Source organism: Bradyrhizobium nitroreducens (genome assembly GCF_002776695.1).
GTDB classification, from domain to species: Bacteria; Pseudomonadota; Alphaproteobacteria; order Rhizobiales; family Xanthobacteraceae; genus Bradyrhizobium; species Bradyrhizobium nitroreducens.
Map to the genome: position 1 here is coordinate 3,740,709 of NZ_LFJC01000003.1, position 19,837 is coordinate 3,760,545.

Consider the following 19,837-nt stretch of genomic DNA (forward strand, 5'->3'; position numbering starts at 1 on the left):
TGAAGTCGCGCTGAACACCAACTCGGACTTCAGCGGCCAGCTCACGTCGAACAACGGCGCGCGCAACCGTCTGACGAACTACTACACCATGCGCGCTCGTGAAGATCTCAACATCGACACGCGCACCGCGACCGAGTACGGCGTCGTCCGTACCTTCTTCGACGGCGTGTTCTCCTGGACCACCGGCAACTACGCCGGCACCGGCAGCGCGACCGGCGCGACCGCCTACAGCGGCACGCTGGCTCTCAACACCTCCGGCGCCACCCCGGCTCTCGTTGGTTCGTCGGTCAACGGCACTGACGGCAACACCTCGGCCGGTTCGCTCGGCGTGTACTACGCCTTCATCCAGTTCGCTGGCTTCACGATGGGTAAGGCCGTGTCGCAGTTCGACGCGCCCTGGACCAACTATCCCGGCAACAACTTCGACAGCCTCGTCGGCGGCAGCGGCACGGTCACTGGTGTCAACCAGTTCACCTACACCGCTGACTTCGGTCAGGGCGTGACGGCGGCCTTCTCGGCTGAAGACGCGACGGCCTACTACCAGGCCGGCAACCTGAACATGAGCGGCGCGACTGCGGCTGGCATGATCGGTGGTTCGTACGGCTCCAACGCCATCGGCGGTTCGCGTTCGCCGAACCTCGTTGGTATGGTCCGTGTCGACCAGGCTTGGGGCCTGTTCCAGGCGTCGGTCGCTGCGCATGACAACCACGTTGCCTACTACGGCGCCACCGAGCCGACCGGTCATCCGGACGACAAGTGGGGTTGGGCTGTGCAGCTCGCTCTGTCGATCAAGAACATCCCGACCGGCGCGGGTGACACGATCAACATCCAGGGCGTCTACACCGACGGCGCGTCCCGCTACAACTTCCAGAACCTGGCGGGCGGCAGCTACTCGATGTTCGGCAGCTCCGGCATTGCCTACCAGAGCGTCGGCTTCGCCATCGCTCCGGACACCGTGTTCATCACGGGCGGTGCGCAGGAAACCGTCAAGACCTGGGGCTTCCGTGGTGCTTACACGCACAACTGGGATCCCTACTGGAACTCGGCGCTGTACGGTGCCTACGCTCAGGCCCAGTACGGCACGCTGGCTAAGACCACCCTCTGCGGCGCTGGCGGTGCTGGCGGCGTGTTCGGCGGCCTCGCCGGTGTCACGGGTTGTAACCCTGACTTCGCGATCGCCCAGATCGGTCTGATCACCCGTTGGACCCCGGTCAAGAACCTGACCTTCTCGGCCGACGTCAACTGGACCCATCTCGACCAGAAGTACTCGGGCACCGTTGCCTACGTTGGTTCCGGCACGACGGCCAAGCCGGCCGCTGTGTACGAGCTGAAGGATCAGGACACCATCACCCTGCTCCTCCGCGCTCAGCGCAACTGGTAAGCTCGGTCTAACGACCTGATCTAGAGAGCCCCGGCGGGAAACCGCCGGGGCTTTTCTTTTGGGCGATCGAGAGGCGACAGGTCCTGTCCAAGGAGGAGGAGAGCGGTGGCCCTCGATGCGAAAAAAGGCCGCCCATCGAGGCGGCCTTTCGCGTTGTGAATCGGACCGGCCTTATCTCAAGTCCAGGGCCCGGCAGTGGTAGGAGCTCTCGACGCTGGTCCAGCCCCGCTCCATCCTGTTGCTTTGGCATTCGAAGAAGGTCTTGAAGCCGAGAACGTTTCTGCAGTTCTGGACGCGGCACCGGGCAGTGAGCATCCGACCCATGGACCGCGACCCGAGCCGTTGCCGGTCTGGGCTGCGACCTTGATCGGAGCGGCGCTCGACGGCCCGATCGACAGGGAGACAAGAGCAAGAGCGGACATCAACGTCTTGATGGCTTTCCTCCTTTTCTTGTTGCTTGGGACGGCAGATTCCTATCCCGGAGACGCTGCTTCCAGAGAGCGTATCGACCCTCATGCTCAATCCAGACGTATCTGATGATCGAGGTGGCCTGGTTCCTCTCCAGGGAGGGGGCGCTATTCCACGCTGCCGGCGCCGCGGCGCAAATCGGCCTCGATCTGCAGGCGCGTGCCGCCGCCGAAGCGGGCGCGGTAGACCTGAAGGTTCTCCATGATCCGCTGCACGTAATTGCGCGTCTCCGAGAACGGAATCAGCTCGACCCAGTCGACCGCATCGACCTTGGGATCGCGCGGATCGCCATAGCGGTCGATCCATTTCTTCACGCTGCCGCGGCCGGCATTGTAGGCGGCAAAGGTCATGATGTAGGAGCCGCGGTAATCCTCGAGCAGCCCGCCGAGCTCGGCCGAGCCGAGCGTGGCGTTGTAGACCGAATCGTTCTTCAGCCGCCCGAGATCGTAGGTCGCGCCATGCCGCTTGCAGACATAGCGCGCGGCGTCCGGCGTCACCTGCATCAGCCCGTAGGCCTGTGCCGGCGAGACCACCGATGGGTTGAACGCGCTTTCCTGCCGGGCGATCGCGTAGACGATGCTGCGCTCGACCTCGGGGCCGATCGGCGTGAATTGGGGAATGCCGTTGACGGGATAGGCGTAGAAGTCGAAGGGCAGGCCGCGATTGAGCGCGGCCTTGCCGAGCAGCAGCATGCCGCGCGCATCGTTGTAGCGCTGGGTGAGCTCGCCGAGGCCGGCTAGCGCCTCGGGATCGCCGTTCTCGCCCATGTCGGCCAGCAGCGGGATCGCCATCTCGCGCTCGTCGAGTTCGTAGAGCAGCTGGGCGGCACGCACGATCTCGAGGCGTTCGGCGCCGCGGCTGCGCGGCTGGCTGTTGAGCTCGATTTGCGGCAGCCCGAGCTTGGCGCGCGCGAGCTGGCCGTAATAGCTGGTCGACTGTTCGGCCGCGCGCGCATAGGCGTTGCGAGCCTCCTGCTGGCGGCCCATGGCTTCCGCGGCGCGGCCCTGCCAATAGCCGGCGCGTGCCAGCGCGGTCGGATTGACGCTGCCGACGCCGATGCGGGCAAAATGCTGAGCGGCGGCGGCGGGATCGTTGAGGAAGCGCAGCGCGATCCAACCGGCCGTGAACTCCTGCTCGGTCTTGTAGATGTCGCGCGAAGGCAGCGCGGCGTCGCGCGCGATCAGATAGGCGCTGCGGAATTCTTCGGTGTCGATCATCTTGCGCGCCAGCAGGCGTCGCTCGATCCACCATTCGTCGAGATTGTGGAGGCGGCCCGGATCCTTCGGCGCGGACAGCATCAGCTGCGCCGCTTCCGCGAACTTCTCCTCGCGGCGCAGCAACTGGATCTTGCTGAAGATGAAGCCGGGATCGCTGTGCAGCTCGCGCGGCACCGCATCGAGCAGCGCGCGCGCGTTGGGCGCTTTCTTGACGGCGGCGATGCGGGCCTTGGCCAGCGCGACATAGCCGGCGCCGAGGCGCTTTGCGGCGCGCATCGCGGCCTCGGTCTCGCTGCCGTAGAGCAGGGTGTCCATCCGCGCCTTCTGGTCGCCCGCCGTCAGCAGCGCACCGAACTGGTCGAGCGCGTTGTTCTCGGTCTCCTCCGACATAGGATCGCTGCGCCAGGCCTCGCGCACCAGCCGCTCGGCGTTGGCGCGGTCGCCGCGCGCCAGCATCGCCCTGGCGAGCGTGAAGCGGCCCTTGGCGGAGATTGGCGACTCGCTCTCGAACCACGACCACGCCACGGACTCGTCGCGCCTGTCGTCCCACATCGCAGCTTCGAGGCGCCGGCGCAGGAAGGTCTGCGACGGCCAGCTCGGATTGGCGGAGAGGAAGGCGCGGTAGCGCTCCACGGTCGCGCCATTGTCCTCGCTGCGCAGGATGATCCATTCCGCGAGTTTTCGCGCAACCGGATCGGAGATGCCGGCCGCGGCATTGGTGGCGTCGCCCGCCTTGCGCTTGCGCACCAGCTCAATGACGCTCTCCAGGGTCTCCTTGTCGCCCTGCGACGTCGACGACGTCGCGGCAACCGCAGCCGGGACGACCGGCTTGCGCGGCGCGGCATGCTGGCGCGTCGCCGGCGCCAGTACGGGGGCCGCGACGGGGCGCGGGGCAGGGGCGGAAGGTCTGACGGTCGCCGTCGCGGCCGGCGCGGGGACCGGTTTCGGCGGCGAACTGCTGGCGGTCGGGTGTGATTTCGGCGCAGGCGCCGCCGCGGCAGGCCTGGGCTTGTCCTTCGCGGCGTCTTTGCCGGTACTCTTGCTGGTGTCCTTGACGCTATCCTTGGCCGGCTTCTTCGCGGCGTCCTTGGCGGGGGCTGCCGTGGTGGCCTTGCTCGCGCCCTTGGTTGCGTCCTTGCTGGCTCCCTTGCTGACTCCCTTGGACGAACCCTTCGCTGCGTCCTTGGTGGCGGGCTTTGCTGTGTCCTTGGCGGTCTCCGCAGCCGTCTCATTGGACTTGGCCAAAACGCCGCCGCCAACCGACAGCCCTGCCATCAGGCACAGGACGAGGCCAGTGGATCGCCAGGCGGCACGAGGGAATGAGGTCACGGGTTTCGTCGCCCCGAATCAGTCAAGTGGCTCAAGATCTAGCTGTATTTGATTGAATATGCGGACAAAATACCAACAGCCGCTTACCTCGGACCGATTTGCACCACCACCACGGCGAAATCGCGGCCTAAACGGTGCGTCACAGGGCTGCGGACCTTTTACCGGCGGGCCAGACTCGATATGAAGGGTGCTTGCTCGAATAGCCGCGTACGGAGAAAGTCCATGGCCGCCAAGACGAAATTCCGGGGATCGTTCACCGCCTTGGTTACCCCGTTCAAAAACGGCTCGCTGGACGAGGCGGCGTTCCGCTCGCTGGTCAATTGGCAGATGTCCGAAGGCACCAATGGCCTCGTCCCGGTCGGCACCACCGGCGAGAGCCCGACGCTCAGCCATGACGAGCACAAGAAGGTGGTCGAGTGGTGCATCGAGGAGGCCAAGGGCCGCGTGCCGGTCGTTGCCGGCGCCGGCTCCAACTCGACCAAGGAGGCGATCGAGCTCGCCCAGCACGCCGAGAAGGCGGGCGCGGATGCCGTGCTGGTGGTGACGCCGTACTACAACAAGCCGACCCAGGAAGGCATGTACCAGCACTTCAAGGCGATCAACGACGCCATCGGTATTCCGATCATCATCTACAACATCCCGCCGCGCTCGGTGATCGACATGTCGGTCGACACCATGAAGCGGCTGTGGGAGCTGAAGAACATCGCCGGCGTCAAGGACGCCACCGCGAGCATGGTCCGCGTGTCGCAGCAGCGTGCAGCGATGGGCGAGGACTTCAATCAGCTCTCGGGCGAGGATGCCACCATCATCGGCTACATGGCCCATGGCGGCCACGGCTGCATCTCGGTGACCTCGAACGTCGCGCCGCGCCTGTGTGCCGAGTTCCACGCCGCCTGGGCAAAGGGCGACGCCAAGGCAGCCCTCGCGATCCACGACAAGCTGATGCCGCTGCACAACAACCTCTTCATCGAGAGCAATCCGGCGCCGATCAAGTACGCGATGTCGCTGCTCGGCAAGCTGGACGAGACGCTGCGCTTGCCGATGGTGCCGGTTTCCGAGCCGACCCGTGTTGCGGTTCGCAGCGCCATGGTGCACGCTGGCCTGATCAACTGACGCGCCAGCTTTGCGGGGAGCCCGGTCATGAGCGCCGACGAGAAGGGCAGGAAGATGCTCACGGAGTTCCGTGAGTTCGCCATGAAGGGCAACGTCGTCGATCTCGCGGTCGGCGTCATCATCGGCGCAGCCTTCGGTGCCATCGTCACGTCGCTGGTCGGTGACATCATCATGCCGCTCATCGGTGCCGCGACCGGTGGCCTCGACTTCTCGAACTACTTCGCCCCCTTGTCGAAGGCGGTGACAGCCACCAACTTAGCGGATGCGAAAAAGCAAGGCGCCGTACTTGCTTACGGCAGCTTCCTGACGCTGACGATCAACTTCATCATCGTCGCCTTCGTGTTGTTCCTGGTCATCCGCGCCATGAACACGCTGAAGCGGAAGGAAGAGACGAAGCCCGCGGAGCCGCCGAAGCCGTCGGCCGAGGTCGTGCTGCTGACCGAGATCCGCGATCTCCTCAAGAAGTGACGCGCGCGCTTCAACCAGACTGCTAGCTTACGCCTGCATCTTCCTCAGGTTTGTCCACCATGGCCGATAAAAACGAACGTCCAATCAAGGTCATGGCGGAAAATCGCAAGGCCCGCTTCAACTATGCGATCGAGGATACGATCGAGGCGGGCATTGCGCTGACCGGAACCGAGGTCAAGTCGATCCGCAACGGCAAGAGCACGATCGCGGAATCCTATGCCGATTCCAAGGACGGTGAGATCTGGCTGATCAACGCCACCATTCCGGAATATCTGCAAGGAAACCGCTTCAATCACGAGCCCAAGCGGCCGCGAAAGCTGTTGCTGCATCGCCGGCAGATCAACAAGCTGATGGGCGCGGTCGACCGCGAAGGCATGACGCTGATCCCGCTCAAGCTCTATTTCAACGAGCGTGGTCGCGCCAAATTGCAGCTCGCGGTTGCAAAGGGCAAGAAGCTGCACGACAAGCGCGAGACCGAGAAGAAGCGGGATTGGAGCCGCGAGAAGGGCCGCCTGATGCGGGCGAGGGGCTGACGAGATGACCCAGCGGAACCTGCTCGAGGTCGATTGGAGCCGGATTCCCGCCCCCGCCGATGACGGCGCGGCCGCGCATCTCACCGGCATGGTGGTGCCGCCGATCGGCCTGCTGGCGACCAACGACACCTCGGTGACGCTGTCGGCCCTGCGCGGCCGGACCGTGGTGTTCGCCTATCCGCGCACCGGCGAGCCCGGCAAGATCGCGTTGGTCGACGATTGGGACATGATCCCGGGGGCGCGCGGTTGCACGCCGCAGACCTGTGCGTTTCGCGATCTGTTCGCCGAGCTGAAGGCTGCCGGCGCCGCCCACGTCTTCGGGCTCTCGACCCAGAGCAACGACTACCAGACCGAGATGGCCTCACGGCTGCATCTGCCGTTCCCTGTGCTGTCGGACGAGAAGCTGGCGCTCACGCGCGCGCTGAAGCTGCCGACCATGGAGGTCGCGGGCCTGACGCTGATCAAGCGCCTCGCGCTTGTTATCGACGACGCCCGCATCACGCACGTGTTCTATCCGGTGTTTCCGCCGGACCGGAATGCCGGCGACGTCCTGGACTGGCTGAAGGCCAATCCCGCGAAAGCCTAATCGAGGTCCGCCTTCACCTTCGCGAACACCGAGCGGAACATGTCCGGCGTCAGCACGCCGGTGTTCGTGTTGTAGCGCGAGCAGTGATAGCTGTCGTAGAGCTTGAACGCGCCGGCCTGGTGCACGGCGCCATGGCCGAAGGGGGCTTGGGAAGCCTTCAGCTTCAGCGGCTTGAGCACGCTGTCGTGCGCAATCCGTCCGAGCGCGATGATCGCGCGCAGCTTCGGCATCGTCTCGAGATTGGCGACCAGAAACTGCCGGCAGGTATTGATCTCGACCGGCAGCGGCTTGTTTTGCGGCGGGACGCAATGCACTGCGTTGGCGATCCGGCAGTCCACCAGCTTCAGACCGTCATCGGGCCGCGCCTGATAGCTGCCCTTGGCAAAGCCGTATTCGAGCAGCGTGGCGTAAAGCAGATCGCCTGCATAATCGCCGGTGAAGGGGCGGCCGGTGCGGTTGGCGCCCTGCATCCCCGGCGCGAGGCCGACGATCAGAAGGCGCGCCTTGATGTCGCCGAACGGCGCAACCGGCGCATTGTGCCACAAGGGCTCGCGTGCACGGTTTGCCGCGCGAAAGGCAACCAGGCGCGGACATAGCGGACAATCGCGGTCGGGAACGAGGGTGGGGGGCTGGCGGCTTGGCCGGGCCGCCTCACTCCTCGAAGTCGTCATCGCCCCTCGGCGCCATCGTGGTTGCGCGCTGGAGGAACTGCGGAGCGTGGTGGCGGGCCTCGCGCTCGCCGCGGTCGCGCGGGGCGGGCCGTTCGGACGGATCGCGGCCAAGCTTGGACTGCAGCTCGACGAGGTCGGTGAAGACGTCGGCCTGGCGGCGCAGCTCGTCGGCGATCATCGGCGGCTGGCTGGCGATGGTGGAGATCACCGTGACCCGGACGCCGCGGCGCTGCACGGCCTCGACCAGGGAGCGGAAGTCGCCGTCACCGGAGAACAGCACCATCTGATCGATGTGCTCGGCGAGCTCCATGGCGTCGACGGCGAGCTCGATGTCCATGTTGCCCTTGACCTTGCGGCGGCCGGAGGCGTCGATGAATTCCTTGGTCGCCTTGGTGACGACGGTGTAGCCGTTGTAGTCCAGCCAGTCGATCAGCGGGCGGATCGAGGAGTATTCCTGATCCTCGATGATGGCGGTGTAGTAGAACGCCCGGAGCAGCGTCCCGCGGCCCTGAAACTCCTTCAGCAGGCGCTTGTAATCGATGTCGAAGCCCAGAGTTTTCGCCGTCGCGTAGAGATTGGCCCCGTCGATGAAGAGCGCGATCTTGTTGGTAGGAGAAGGTGACATTCAGTTTGCTCGCGTAGTGTTCGTGATTGATCGTTTTATTGTTGGCGCGGCGACAGCAAGCCGCGCATTTCTAAAGTGCCGCTGAGACCCGTCGAAACCGCAAATCCGGAGAAGTCGGGGCAATCAAGGTATAGTTATGACGGACTTGCATAAACCCAGCGCCGCCCTCAATGGCAGCCCGGGAAACTACCCACCCCAGCCCCAATGTGGGGGTAGCAGAGCCGTTTGGCGAGGCCAAATCACAAATTGGCCTTGCGAAATTGGCCTGACCCCTATAACTAGCCCCAATCATCCACATATTTCGTCCCACCCACAACGGAGCGACAGTCCATGGCTCGCGTCACCGTAGAAGATTGTATCGACAAGGTCGACAACCGGTTTGACTTGGTCCTGCTGGCCGCCCACCGTGCCCGCATGATTTCGTCCGGTTCACAACTAACGGTTGACCGCGATAACGACAAGAACCCTGTTGTGTCTTTGCGCGAAATTGCCGACACGACCATTTCGCCGGAGGACCTCCGCGAGGAGCTGGTGCACTCGCTCCAGAAGTTCGTCGAGGTCGACGAGCCCGAGCCGGACACGGTGCCGCTGATCGGTTCCGCGGGTGCAAGCGTCGATGCGGACGATACCGAAGTCGCCGTCGAACGCATGACCGAAGAGGAGCTCCTGAAGGGTCTCGAAGGCCTCGCCCCGCCCGAGGAGCAGCCCGAGGAAGACGAGTAAATCGTCAGTCGCGATCGTCGATTTCTTGTGATCTTATCAAAGGCCCGAACCGTTGTTCGGGCCTTTGCTTTTGTTGACGTTTTCGTGGTTACCATAGCGTTGTCGGTTGGCGACGTGTCCTGTCACTGAATTGATCGGACACGAGCGCGATCGGAGCTAAGATGTATACAACGGGCCGCCGCGGGCTCGTTTGAAGGCAGGACGGCATGGTATATCGGCGTCGCAGATCCACGCAGATGCAGGCCGCAACCGAATCGGTTGCCGTGGCCCCGACTGCGCCGGTCGCGCGCCCGGCCAAGCCGCGCGCGCGCATGATGCGTCAATATGACCTCGTCGAGCGCGTCAGGTCCTACAATCCCAACACCAACGAAGACCTGCTGAACCGCGCCTATGTCTACGCCATGAAGGCGCATGGCTCGCAGACCCGGGCCTCGGGCGATCCGTATTTCTCGCACCCGCTCGAAGTGGCGGCGATTCTCACCGACCTCAAGCTCGACGACGCCACCATCGTGGCCGCGCTGCTCCACGACACCATCGAGGATACCGAAGCGACGCGGGCCGAGATCGACCAGATCTTCGGGCCGGAGATCGGCGCGCTGGTCGAGGGCCTGACCAAGCTGAAGCGGCTGGAGCTGGTGTCGCGGGAGGCCAAGCAGGCCGAGAATCTGCGCAAATTGTTGCTGGCCATTGCCGATGATGTCCGTGTGCTTCTGGTCAAGCTCGCCGACCGTCTGCACAACATGCGCACGCTGGACTTCGTGCCGACGGAATCGCGCAGGCGCATCGCCGAGGAGACGCTCGACATCTATGCGCCGCTCGCCGGGCGCATGGGCATGCAGGAAATGCGCGAGGAGCTGGAGGATCTGTCCTTCCGCACCCTCGATCCCGAAGCCTATTCGGTCGTGATGCAGCGCCTCGATGCGCTCGCCGAGCGCAACCGTAATCTGATCGGCGAGATCGAGGACCAGCTCTCCAACAACCTGCGCCACCGGGGCTTGGGCGCGCGGGTCTATGGCCGCCGCAAGAAGCCGTTCTCGATCTGGACCAAGATGGAGCGCAAGTCGGTCGGCTTCGAGCAATTGTCCGACATCTTCGGCTTCCGCCTCGTCGTCAACGACATCGAGGCCTGCTACCGCGCGCTCGGCATCGTCCACACCACCTGGCCGGTCGTGCCGGGGCGCTTCAAGGACTACATCTCGACGCCGAAGCAGAACGACTATCGCTCGATCCACACCACGGTGATCGGCCCCGGCAACCAGCGCGTCGAGCTGCAGATCCGCACCGAGGCGATGGACCAGATCGCCGAGCGCGGCATCGCCGCGCATGTGTTCTACAAAGAGGGCGTCGGCTCGCCGACCGAATTCCTCAAGCGCGAATCCAACGCCTTCGCCTGGCTGCGCCACACCATCGGCATCCTCTCGGAGAGCGCCAATCCGGAGGAATTCCTCGAGCACACCAAGCTCGAGCTGTTCCACGACCAGGTGTTCTGCTTCACCCCGAAGGGCAAGCTGATCGCGCTGCCGCGCCATGCCAACGTGATCGACTTCGCCTATGCCGTGCACACCGACGTCGGCAACAGCGCTGTCGGCTGCAAGATCAACGGCCAGTTCGCGCCGCTGTCCTCGGAGCTGCAGAACGGCGACGAGGTCGAGGTGCTGACCTCGGAAGCGCAATCGGCGCCGCCCTCGGCCTGGGAAACGCTTGCGGTCACCGGCAAGGCGCGCGCCGCGATCCGCCGCGCCACGCGGACTGCGGTGCGCGATCAATATGCTGGCCTCGGACGGCGCATCGTGGAACGCCTGTTCGAGCGCGCCAAGATCGAATATGCCGACGACAAGCTCAAGGGCGCGCTGCCGCGGCTCGCGCGGACGTCGATCGAGGACGTGATGGCGGCCGTGGGGCGCGGCGAGATCAAGGCCTCCCACGTCGCGCGCGCGATGTATCCCGACTACAAGGAGGAGCGCATCGCGCGCTACGGCGCGAAGAAGGGACTTGCCGCCAAGCTCAAGGAGAAGTCCTCGGAGCCGCCGCGCAGCCCGGTCGCGATTCCGATCCGCGGCATCAATTCCGATCTGCCGATCAAGTTCGCGCCGAACGGCGGCGCCGTGCCCGGAGACCGCATCGTCGGCATCGTCACGCCGGGCGAGGGGATCACGATCTACCCGATCCAGGCGCCGGCGCTGAAGGATTTCGAGGAGGAGCCGGAGCGCTGGCTCGACGTCCGCTGGGACATCGAGGACTCCGCGCCGCAGCGTTTCCCGGCCCGCATCAAGGTCGAGAACGTCAACGAGCCCGGCGCGCTGGCGCAGATCGCGACCGTGATCGCCGAGCACGACGGCAACATCGACAACATCAGCATGCAGCGCCGCTCGCCGGACTTCACGGAGACGACGATCGATCTCGAAGTCTACGATCTGAAGCATCTGAGCGCGATCCTGGCCCAGCTGCGCGCGAAGGCGGTCGTCGCCAAGGTCGAACGTGTTAATGGATAAGTTCTGTCGTTGCCGGGCTAGACCCGGCAACCCATCTCTCCGAAGAGGATGGATGCGCGGGTCGCGCCCGCGCATGACAAGTTGAGAGAGTTCTAGAATGCCCGCAATTCCGCTTCGCCTCGGCGTCAATATCGATCACGTCGCAACCGTGCGTAACGCGCGCGGCGGTCGCCATCCCGATCCGGTGCGCGCAGCGCTGCTGGCGATCGAAGCGGGTGCCGACGGCATCACCGCCCATTTGCGCGAGGATCGCCGGCACATCCGCGACGAGGACATGGCGCGGCTGAAGGCTGAGATCTCCAAGCCGCTCAATTTCGAGATGGCGGCGACCGACGACATGATGCGCATCTCGCTCGCCACCAAGCCGCACGCCGTGTGCCTGGTGCCGGAGCGTCGGCAGGAGGTGACCACCGAAGGCGGGTTGGACGTCGTCGGCCAGCACAATGCGCTCGCGCCCTATATTGCGCGGCTGAGCGATGCCGGTATTCGGGTTTCGCTGTTCATCGCCGCCGATCCCGCCCAGATCGAGATGGCGGCGCGGCTGCGCGCGCCCGTGATCGAGATCCACACTGGCGCCTGGTGCGACGCCGTCACCGACGGCCACACCGAGAAAGCCGAGGCCGAGTGGAAGCGGATCGTGGCGGGGGTGAAGCTGGCCAGGGCGGCCGGGCTGGAGGTCCATGCCGGGCACGGGCTCGACTATGCGACGGCGGAGACGATCGCGGCACTGCCCGAGATCATGGAGCTCAACATCGGCTATTACATGATCGGCGAAGCGCTGTTCGTCGGGCTGGCCGAGACGGTGCGCAGCATGCGCGCGGCGATGGACCGCGGTCGGAGCCGGGCATGATCATCGGCATCGGCTCCGACCTGATCGACATCACCCGCGTTGCCAAGGTGATCGAGCGTCACGGCGAGCGCTTCCTCGACCGCATCTTCACCGCGGCCGAGCGGGCCAAGGCGGAGCGCCGCGCCAAGAACGAGAAGATGGTGGTTGCGACCTACGCCAAGCGCTTCGCCGCCAAGGAGGCCTGCTCCAAGGCGCTCGGCACCGGCATCAGGCGCGGCGTCTGGTGGCGCGACATGGGGGTGGTCAACCTGCCGGGCGGGCGGCCGACCATGCAACTGACTGGCGGCGCCCTGGCCCGGCTTCAGGCCCTGACACCTGAGGGGTTCGAGGCCAGGATCGACCTTTCGATCACCGACGACTGGCCGCTGGCGCAGGCCTTCGTCATCATTTCCGCCGTCCCGCTGCCGAAACCCTGACGGGGTCTCGGATATTTCATGATTATCGATTATAAATCAATGCCTTATCCAATTTTGATGCGATCCTTGATTGCGTGGCCTCCGACAACCGTCTAAAAGTCCGCGGACGCAAATCAGCCTGGGCGAATTCGGCTTTACGCCGGAATTGGCCCTCACTGTCAGAATCAGGACAATCTCCTTGCGCCGCGAACCGGTGGGCCGTTCGCTGGAGGAGGGCGCTCTGTGATCGCCGGCCGGAATTGAGAGAGCAATGAGCGTGACTTCGGGAACGAAAACTGAGAGCGGCGTCGGCGAAACGATCCGGGTCGTGATCCACGCTCTCCTGATCGCGCTGGTGATCCGCACCTTCCTGTTCCAGCCTTTCAACATCCCGTCCGGCTCGATGAAGGCGACGCTGCTGGTCGGCGACTATCTGTTCGTCTCGAAATATTCCTACGGCTACAGCCACTATTCGATTCCGTTCTCGCCGCCGCTGTTCTCCGGGCGGATCTGGGGCTCGGACCCGCAGCGCGGCGACATCGTCGTGTTTCGGCTGCCGAAGGACGATTCCACCGACTACATCAAGCGCGTGATCGGTCTTCCCGGCGACCGCATCCAGATGCGGGACGGGCTGCTCTACATCAACGACACGCCGGTCGAGCGGCAGCGGATGAGCGAATATGTCGGCGAGGAGCCGTGCGGCTCGGAAGGTGGCGGCATCTCCCGGGTGAAGCGCTGGAAGGAAACGCTGCCGAACGGCGTGTCCTATGAGACGCTCGATTGCGCCGACAACGGCTATGTGGACAACACCAACGTCTACACAGTCCCATCAGGCCATTTCTTCATGATGGGGGACAACCGCGACAACTCCACCGACAGCCGCTTTCTCGGCCAGGTCGGCTATGTCCCGCAGGAGAATCTGATCGGCCGCGCCCAGATGATCTTCTTCTCCATCGGCGAAGGCGAGCACGCCTGGATGTTCTGGCGCTGGCCGTGGGCGGTGCGCTGGAATCGCTTCTTCAAAATCGTCCGATGAAAGACGAAGCCAAGGACATCGCGGCCGAACCGATCGAGGCACAAGCGGGCCTCGACGGCGAAGCTGCGACCAGGGCTGCTGCAGGCAAGGCGCCCGCGAAGAAGAAGCGGACGCGGAGCAGCAAGACCAAGGGCACCGATGCCAACGCGGCTCTCGAGGCGCGCATCGGCCACAAATTCGCCGACCCGAACATGCTGATGCAGGCAATCACCCATGTCTCGGCGCTGAAGTCCGGGCGCAAGCGCGGCGACAGCTATCAACGGCTGGAATTCCTCGGCGACCACGTGCTCGGGCTCGTCGTCTCCGACATGCTCTATCATGCGTTCCCCAACGCCGACGAGGGCGAGCTGTCCAAGCGACTTGCCGAGCTCGTGCGCAAGGAGAGCTGCGCCGACGTCGCCAAGTCGCTCGGTCTGCTCGACGACATCAAGCTCGGCTCGGTCGGCTCCAGCGCCGACGCGCGCCTGCGCAAGTCCATCCTCGGCGACATCTGCGAGGCCGTGATCGGCGCCGTCTTCCTCGACGGCGGCTACGCGGCGGCGTCCGAATTCGTCAAGCGCAACTGGACCGAGCGCATGCACAAGCCGCGCCGTCCCTTGCGCGACCCCAAGACCGTGCTGCAGGAATGGGCGCAGGGGAAGGGGCTGCCGACGCCGGTTTACCGCGAGGTCGAGCGCACCGGCCCGCATCATGATCCGCAATTCCGCGTCGCGGTGGACCTGCCGGGGCTCGCGCCGGCCGAAGGCATCGGCGGCAGCAAGCGCGCGGCAGAGAAGGTGGCGGCTTCAGTGATGATCGAGCGAGAAGGTGTTGGCGGCAGCAATGACGGCTGAAGCAAGCGGCGAGACGCCCCCTGCGACGCGCTGCGGTTTCGTTGCGCTGATCGGCGCGCCGAATGTCGGCAAGTCCACGCTGGTCAACGCGCTGGTCGGGGCCAAGGTCACGATCGTCTCGCGCAAGGTGCAGACCACGCGCGCGCTGATCCGCGGCATCGTCATCGAGAACAACGCACAGATCATTCTGGTCGACACGCCCGGCATCTTCCTGCCCAAGCGCCGGCTCGACCGCGCCATGGTTTCGACCGCCTGGAGCGGGGCGCATGACGCCGATCTCGTCTGCGTGCTGCTCGACGCCAAGACCGGGATCGACGAGGAGGCCGAGGCAATCCTCACCAAGGCGGCCAGCGTCAATCACGAGAAGATTCTCGTCATCAACAAGGTCGATCTGGTCCAGCGCGAGAAGCTGCTGGCGCTGGCGCAGGCCGCCAACGAGCGCATGAAGTTCGCGCGCACCTTCATGATCGCGGCGATCTCGGGCGACGGCGTCGACGACCTCCGCAAGACTCTCTCCGAGATGGTGCCGCCGGGTCCGTTCCTTTACCCTGAGGACCAGATGTCCGACGCGCCGATGCGGCAGCTGGCGGCCGAGATCACGCGCGAAAAAATCTATCAGAAGCTGCACCAGGAATTGCCCTACCAGTCCACGGTCGAGACCGACAAGTGGGAGGAGCGCAAGGACAAGTCGGTGCGCATCGAGCAGACGATCTTCGTGGAGCGCGAAAGCCAGCGCAAGATCGTGCTCGGCAAGGGCGGCGCCACCATCAAGTCGATCGGCGCGGACTCGCGCAAGGAGCTGATGCAGATCCTGGACGTGCCGGTGCATCTGTTCCTGTTCGTCAAGGTGCGCGAGAACTGGGGCGACGATCCCGATCGCTACCGCGAGATGGGCCTGGACTTTCCGAGAGAATAACCAAGAACAGATCGGTATCCGATGAGCGTGCCCACCAACGTCCGGCGCTTCGAAGCGCTGCTCTATGCATCGTTGATGCTGGATGCCGTCTCGGTCGCGGTGCAGGACCGCACGCCCAATGCCGAGATGACCGAGCAGATGATCATGACGGCGACCTTGCTCGCCGGCGGCATGATTCTGCTGCTGGTCTACTTCGTCCGGCTCGCCGCGCATGGGCGCAAGAACTGGCCGCGCTGGGTGCTGGCGGCAGCGCTCGTGCTGTCGGTGATATCGCTCGGCCAGATCATCGGCGAGAAGGGCTTGGAGCTCGACAGCGCCATCGAGATCGTGTCCTGCGCGCTGACGACGATGGGCCTGTATTTCTCCTTCAGCGGCGACGCGCAGGGCTGGTTCAACGCCTAGCGTCATTCCGGGTTCGCCTCTTCGAGGCGCCCCGGAATGACGGTGACGAGAGCGCTGCGCTCCTCGCTGGAATCCTGTAATCTATCCACATGGAATGGACCGACGAAGGCATCGTGCTGGGCGTGCGGCGGCATGGCGAATCGAGCGCCATTGTCGAGCTCCTGACCCGCGCGCATGGCCGGCATCTCGGTCTTGTTCGTGGCGGTGCCAGCTCGCGGCTGCGGCCGCTGCTGCAGCCGGGGAACAGCGTCAGCGCGGTGTGGCGGGCGCGGCTCGACGAGCATCTCGGCACCTATGCCATCGAGGGGCTGAAGCTGCGCGCGGCCACGCTGCTGGGATCGTCCCATGGGGTCTACGGCGTCACCCATCTCGCCTCGGTCGCGCGGCTGCTGCCGGAACGCGATCCGCACGAGGAGATTTTTGCGCTGCTCGAACATTCGCTGGATGATTTCGACGACATCGGCAGCGCTGCCGTCCACCTGATCCATTTCGAGCTGGCGATGCTGGCCGAACTCGGTTTCGGGCTGGCACTGGAGAATTGCGCGGTGACCGGCGAGACCACCGACCTCATCTATGTCTCGCCGAAATCCGGCGGGGCGGTGTCGCGTGGCGCCGGCGAGCCGTGGCGCGACCGGCTGCTGCGGCTGCCGCCTTTCCTGCGTCATGGCGAGACCGCCAGCGAGCTCACGGACCAGGATCTGCAGGATGGCTTTCAGCTGACGGGCCTCTTCCTGCAGCGCCACGTGCTGGAGCCGCGCGGGCAGGGCCATTCCGACGCGCGGGCAGGCTTCATCAACGCCCTGACCCGGCAGCAGGCGAGGGCGGCCATCTCCGCGCCATGAGCAAAGCGGGACTCTGCCTTGCTCCTTCACATGAGGTTCCCCGGAACGAAATCGGGGTGGTCGAGTTCGCCCTGAGGTTCCACAACGGGGACAGCCTAAATGTTGATCAGGGGATTCGCCTTGTCCGCGGCGCTGCTCGCGTTTGCGCCTGATGCCATGGCCGGAGAGCCGCAGCCGGGCGTGTTCCGGCGCGCCTCGTGCACCGTCGTGCGGTACTATGTGGCCAAATATTCCGCTGCAGCCGCAGAGACATGGGCCCGGTCGAAGGGCGCGACGGAGGCCGAAATCGAGGCCGCCCGGCGTTGCCTGACCAATGCGCCGGCACCTAGCCAGGCCCAGACCCCGACTGTGACGGCCGGCTGGGCCGGCCAATAGGCCGCCCCCGGGAACCAATCCATCCTTGCCCGATTTCCTTCCACGGTTTAACCGGGCGGCATGGGAAAACGAATCGTTCCGCCGGAAGAACCGGCCGAAATTCACGAGGTCCGGCTGCAGGAGGCGCTGGAAGAGCGCTACCTCGCCTATGCGCTCTCCACCATCATGCACCGCGCGCTGCCCGACGCGCGCGACGGCCTGAAGCCGGTCCACCGGCGCATCCTCTACGGCATGCGCCTGCTCAGGCTCGACCCCGGCACGGCGTTCAAGAAGTCCGCCAAGATCGTCGGCGACGTGATGGGTTCGTTCCATCCGCACGGCGACCAGGCCATCTACGACGCCATGGTGCGCCTCGCGCAGGACTTCTCCTCGCGCTACCCGCTGGTCGACGGCCAGGGCAATTTCGGCAATATCGACGGCGATAATCCCGCCGCCTACCGCTACACCGAAGCGCGCATGACCGATGTCGCGCGCCTCCTGCTCGAAGGCATCGACGAGGACGGCGTCGAGTTCCGCCCCAATTACGACGGCCAGTCGAAGGAGCCGGTCGTGCTGCCCGGCGGCTTCCCGAACCTGCTCGCCAACGGCGCGCAGGGCATCGCCGTCGGCATGGCGACCTCGATCCCGCCGCACAATGCCGCCGAGCTTTGCGAGGCCGCGCTGCATCTGATCGAGAAGCCCGACGCCAAGTCCAAGGCGCTGATGCGGTGGGTGAAGGGGCCCGATTTCCCGACCGGCGGTATCTGCGTCGATTCCAAGCAGGCGATCGCCGAGGCCTACACCACCGGCCGCGGATCGTTCCGCGTCCGTGCGCGGTGGACGCAGGAGGAGGGCGCGCGCGGCACCTGGGTCGTCGTCGTCACCGAGATTCCCTTCCTGGTGCAGAAATCGCGGCTGATCGAGAAGGTCGCCGAGCTGCTCGACCAGAAGAAGCTGCCGCTGGTCGGCGACATCAGGGACGAGTCGGCCGAAGACGTCCGCATCGTGATCGAGCCGAAGTCGAAGAACGTCGATCCCGCCTTGATGATGGAATCGCTGTTCAGGCTCACCGAGCTCGAGAACAAGATTCCGCTGAACCTCAACGTGCTGATCAAGGGCCGCGTCCCCAAGGTGGTGGGGCTGGCGGAGTGCCTGCGCGAATGGCTCGACCATCTGCGCGACGTGCTGATCCGCCGCAGCAACTACCGCAAGGCGCAGATCGAGCACCGGCTGGAAGTGCTCGGCGGCTTCCTGATCGCCTATCTGAACATCGACAAGGTCATCAAGATCATCCGCACCGAGGATGAGCCGAAGCCGGCCTTGATGGCGGCGTTCAAGCTCACCGAGGTGCAGGCCGAAGCCATCCTCAACATGCGGCTGCGCAGCCTGCGCAAGCTCGAGGAAATGGAGATCCGCACCGAGGACAAGAACCTCCGCGCCGAGCTCAAGGGCATCAACGCGGTGCTCGCCTCCGAAGCCGAGCAGTGGAAGAAGGTCGGCGAGCAGGTCGGCAAGGTCCGCGACATGTTCGGGCCGAAGACGCCGCTCGGCAAGCGCCGCACCACCTTCGCCGATGCGCCCGAGCACGATCTCGCCGCGATGGAGGAAGCTCTCGTCGAGCGCGAGCCGGTGACGGTCGTGGTCTCCGACAAGGGCTGGATCCGCACCATGAAGGGGCACGTCGAGGACCTCTCGGGGCTCGCCTTCAAGCAGGACGACAAGCTGGGCTTTGCGTTCTTCGCCGAGACGACATCGAAGCTTTTGCTGTTCGCCACCAACGGCAAGTTCTACACGCTCGACGTCGCCAAGCTGCCGGGCGGACGCGGTCACGGCGAGCCGATCCGCCTGTTCATCGACCTCGAGCAGGAGGCCGCGCCCGTCGCGCTGTTCGTCAACAAGGGCGGACGCAAATTCCTGGTCGCGAGCCACGAGGGCCAGGGTTTCGTCGTCAACGAGGACGATTGCGTCGGCACCACCAAGAAGGGCAAGCAGGTTCTCAACGTCGACATGCCGAACGAGGCGCGCGCGATCACCGAAGTGCTGGGGGATACCGTCGCGGTCATCGGCGAGAACCGCAAGATGCTGATCTTCCCGCTCGACCAGGTGCCGGAGATGGCGCGCGGCCGCGGCGTGCGCCTGCAGAAGTACAAGGACGGCGGCCTCTCCGACATTGCCGTGTTCGAGGCCAAGGCCGGCCTGACCTGGAAGGACTCCGCGGGCCGCGAATTCTCCGCGACCATGAAGGAGCTCAGCGAGTGGAAGGGCACCCGCGCCGACGCCGGCCGCCTGCCGCCGAAGGGTTTCCCGAAGTCGAACAAGTTCGGGCGAGTGATCGGGTAGGGGCTCTCTTGTCCCGGACGCGCTGCAGCGTGAAACGCTGCTGCGCAGAGCCGGGACCCAGCGTCGGCAGAGCACGCGGCGAGATGGGCCCCGGCTCTGCAGCGCACCGCACCGGACGATGCTTCGCATCGCCGGGGACGCTGCGCCGCGTCCGGGGCACGAGAGAGCGTGACTCCATTCGGTTCTCCTCCGTCATTGCAAGCGCAGTCAAGCGATCCAGACTGCCGCCGCAGATAGACTCTGGATTGCCTCGCTGCGCTTGC

At 65.1% G+C, this 19,837-nt stretch carries 19 protein-coding genes; 16 read left to right on the plus strand and 3 right to left on the minus strand.

What is annotated here, in order from left to right:
- The coding region (locus TSA1_RS18145) for a porin (protein ID WP_100181194.1) at positions 1-1,381 on the plus strand (1,381 nt) is incomplete at its 5' end.
- Between the two features lie 575 nt (positions 1,382-1,956).
- Here the strand turns inward: TSA1_RS18145 and TSA1_RS18155 are convergent.
- Positions 1,957-4,341 carry a lytic transglycosylase domain-containing protein gene (locus TSA1_RS18155; protein WP_174719314.1) on the minus strand — a complete coding sequence of 795 codons (2,385 nt, stop codon included), beginning with the start codon at positions 4,339-4,341 and terminating at the stop codon, positions 1,957-1,959.
- Positions 4,342-4,617: 276 nt separating this feature from the next.
- On the opposite strand from TSA1_RS18155, the gene dapA reads away from it, so the two are divergent.
- From dapA to TSA1_RS18175, 4 genes are read left to right on the plus strand one after another with little or no spacing between them, the layout of a single operon-like run.
- The gene (gene dapA / locus TSA1_RS18160; protein WP_100177552.1) at positions 4,618-5,508 is read left to right on the plus strand and encodes a 4-hydroxy-tetrahydrodipicolinate synthase; all 891 of its coding nucleotides are present in this window, start codon (positions 4,618-4,620) and stop codon (positions 5,506-5,508) included.
- A 54-nt stretch (positions 5,509-5,562) separates the two neighbouring features.
- The gene (mscL, locus tag TSA1_RS18165) at positions 5,563-5,976 is read left to right on the plus strand and encodes a large conductance mechanosensitive channel protein MscL (protein ID WP_100181195.1); all 414 of its coding nucleotides are present in this window, start codon (positions 5,563-5,565) and stop codon (positions 5,974-5,976) included.
- 59 nt (positions 5,977-6,035) lie between these two features.
- Positions 6,036-6,509 (plus strand): SsrA-binding protein SmpB, encoded by a 474-nt coding sequence (gene smpB / locus TSA1_RS18170; protein ID WP_027530006.1) that lies wholly within the window; start codon positions 6,036-6,038, stop codon positions 6,507-6,509.
- A 4-nt stretch (positions 6,510-6,513) separates the two neighbouring features.
- The gene (locus tag TSA1_RS18175) at positions 6,514-7,095 is read left to right on the plus strand and encodes a peroxiredoxin (RefSeq protein ID WP_100177553.1); all 582 of its coding nucleotides are present in this window, start codon (positions 6,514-6,516) and stop codon (positions 7,093-7,095) included.
- On the opposite strand, the gene TSA1_RS18180 is transcribed toward TSA1_RS18175, so the two are convergent.
- Positions 7,092-7,766, minus strand: coding sequence for a uracil-DNA glycosylase (locus tag TSA1_RS18180; RefSeq protein WP_100177554.1), 675 nt, complete (start codon positions 7,764-7,766; stop codon positions 7,092-7,094). The genes TSA1_RS18175 and TSA1_RS18180 overlap by 4 nt on opposite strands.
- Positions 7,747-8,391 carry a LabA-like NYN domain-containing protein gene (locus tag TSA1_RS18185; RefSeq protein ID WP_028135957.1) on the minus strand — a complete coding sequence of 215 codons (645 nt, stop codon included), beginning with the start codon at positions 8,389-8,391 and terminating at the stop codon, positions 7,747-7,749. The genes TSA1_RS18180 and TSA1_RS18185 overlap by 20 nt, the downstream gene beginning before the upstream one ends.
- A 330-nt stretch (positions 8,392-8,721) precedes the next feature.
- Between TSA1_RS18185 and rpoZ the strand changes: the two genes are divergently transcribed.
- From rpoZ to parC, 11 genes are all read left to right on the plus strand, one after another.
- Entirely contained in the window at positions 8,722-9,114 is a 393-nt protein-coding gene (rpoZ, locus tag TSA1_RS18190; protein WP_008133017.1) for a DNA-directed RNA polymerase subunit omega, read from the plus strand.
- 206 nt (positions 9,115-9,320) lie between these two features.
- Complete coding sequence (locus TSA1_RS18195; protein ID WP_100177555.1) at positions 9,321-11,606, plus strand: RelA/SpoT family protein; 2,286 nt, start codon at positions 9,321-9,323, stop codon at positions 11,604-11,606.
- Positions 11,607-11,703: 97 nt separating this feature from the next.
- On the plus strand, positions 11,704-12,456 hold the full coding sequence (locus tag TSA1_RS18200) for a pyridoxine 5'-phosphate synthase (protein ID WP_100177556.1): 753 nt from the start codon (positions 11,704-11,706) through the stop codon (positions 12,454-12,456).
- The gene (gene acpS, locus TSA1_RS18205) at positions 12,453-12,872 is read left to right on the plus strand and encodes a holo-ACP synthase (RefSeq protein WP_100177557.1); all 420 of its coding nucleotides are present in this window, start codon (positions 12,453-12,455) and stop codon (positions 12,870-12,872) included. Before TSA1_RS18200 ends, acpS begins: the two co-directional genes overlap by 4 nt.
- 250 nt (positions 12,873-13,122) lie before the next feature.
- The gene (gene lepB / locus TSA1_RS18210; protein ID WP_100177558.1) at positions 13,123-13,887 is read left to right on the plus strand and encodes a signal peptidase I; all 765 of its coding nucleotides are present in this window, start codon (positions 13,123-13,125) and stop codon (positions 13,885-13,887) included.
- A complete protein-coding gene (rnc, locus tag TSA1_RS18215) occupies positions 13,884-14,720 on the plus strand; it encodes a ribonuclease III (RefSeq protein ID WP_100177559.1) in 837 nt (278 codons plus the stop codon). The genes lepB and rnc overlap by 4 nt, the downstream gene beginning before the upstream one ends.
- Positions 14,710-15,636: a GTPase Era gene (gene era, locus TSA1_RS18220; RefSeq protein ID WP_100177560.1), complete on the plus strand. Its 927-nt coding sequence runs from the start codon at positions 14,710-14,712 to the stop codon at positions 15,634-15,636. Before rnc ends, era begins: the two co-directional genes overlap by 11 nt.
- 21 nt (positions 15,637-15,657) lie before the next feature.
- Positions 15,658-16,038 carry a hypothetical protein gene (locus TSA1_RS18225; protein WP_100177561.1) on the plus strand — a complete coding sequence of 127 codons (381 nt, stop codon included), beginning with the start codon at positions 15,658-15,660 and terminating at the stop codon, positions 16,036-16,038.
- 89 nt (positions 16,039-16,127) lie between these two features.
- Positions 16,128-16,880: a DNA repair protein RecO gene (gene recO, locus TSA1_RS18230; protein WP_100177562.1), complete on the plus strand. Its 753-nt coding sequence runs from the start codon at positions 16,128-16,130 to the stop codon at positions 16,878-16,880.
- Positions 16,881-16,979: 99 nt separating this feature from the next.
- Positions 16,980-17,255: a hypothetical protein gene (locus TSA1_RS18235; RefSeq protein ID WP_100177563.1), complete on the plus strand. Its 276-nt coding sequence runs from the start codon at positions 16,980-16,982 to the stop codon at positions 17,253-17,255.
- A 60-nt stretch (positions 17,256-17,315) separates the two neighbouring features.
- Entirely contained in the window at positions 17,316-19,574 is a 2,259-nt protein-coding gene (gene parC / locus TSA1_RS18240) for a DNA topoisomerase IV subunit A (RefSeq protein WP_100177564.1), read from the plus strand.
- Positions 19,575-19,837: the final 263 nt, after the last annotated feature.

Excerpts from the sequence above, each read along its gene's own strand:
- TSA1_RS18155 (WP_174719314.1), bottom strand. The coding sequence starts at position 4,341 with ATGGCAGGGCTGTCGGTTGGCGGCGGCGTTTTGGCCAAGTCCAATGAG.
- dapA (WP_100177552.1), top strand. The coding sequence starts at position 4,618 with ATGGCCGCCAAGACGAAATTCCGGGGATCGTTCACCGCCTTGGTTACC.
- mscL (WP_100181195.1), top strand. The coding sequence starts at position 5,563 with ATGCTCACGGAGTTCCGTGAGTTCGCCATGAAGGGCAACGTCGTCGAT.
- smpB (WP_027530006.1), top strand. The coding sequence starts at position 6,036 with ATGGCCGATAAAAACGAACGTCCAATCAAGGTCATGGCGGAAAATCGC.
- TSA1_RS18175 (WP_100177553.1), top strand. The coding sequence starts at position 6,514 with ATGACCCAGCGGAACCTGCTCGAGGTCGATTGGAGCCGGATTCCCGCC.
- TSA1_RS18180 (WP_100177554.1), bottom strand. The coding sequence starts at position 7,766 with ATGACGACTTCGAGGAGTGAGGCGGCCCGGCCAAGCCGCCAGCCCCCC.
- TSA1_RS18185 (WP_028135957.1), bottom strand. The coding sequence starts at position 8,391 with ATGTCACCTTCTCCTACCAACAAGATCGCGCTCTTCATCGACGGGGCC.
- rpoZ (WP_008133017.1), top strand. The coding sequence starts at position 8,722 with ATGGCTCGCGTCACCGTAGAAGATTGTATCGACAAGGTCGACAACCGG.
- TSA1_RS18195 (WP_100177555.1), top strand. The coding sequence starts at position 9,321 with ATGGTATATCGGCGTCGCAGATCCACGCAGATGCAGGCCGCAACCGAA.
- TSA1_RS18200 (WP_100177556.1), top strand. The coding sequence starts at position 11,704 with ATGCCCGCAATTCCGCTTCGCCTCGGCGTCAATATCGATCACGTCGCA.
- acpS (WP_100177557.1), top strand. The coding sequence starts at position 12,453 with ATGATCATCGGCATCGGCTCCGACCTGATCGACATCACCCGCGTTGCC.
- lepB (WP_100177558.1), top strand. The coding sequence starts at position 13,123 with ATGAGCGTGACTTCGGGAACGAAAACTGAGAGCGGCGTCGGCGAAACG.
- rnc (WP_100177559.1), top strand. The coding sequence starts at position 13,884 with ATGAAAGACGAAGCCAAGGACATCGCGGCCGAACCGATCGAGGCACAA.
- era (WP_100177560.1), top strand. The coding sequence starts at position 14,710 with ATGACGGCTGAAGCAAGCGGCGAGACGCCCCCTGCGACGCGCTGCGGT.
- TSA1_RS18225 (WP_100177561.1), top strand. The coding sequence starts at position 15,658 with ATGAGCGTGCCCACCAACGTCCGGCGCTTCGAAGCGCTGCTCTATGCA.
- recO (WP_100177562.1), top strand. The coding sequence starts at position 16,128 with ATGGAATGGACCGACGAAGGCATCGTGCTGGGCGTGCGGCGGCATGGC.
- TSA1_RS18235 (WP_100177563.1), top strand. The coding sequence starts at position 16,980 with ATGTTGATCAGGGGATTCGCCTTGTCCGCGGCGCTGCTCGCGTTTGCG.
- parC (WP_100177564.1), top strand. The coding sequence starts at position 17,316 with ATGGGAAAACGAATCGTTCCGCCGGAAGAACCGGCCGAAATTCACGAG.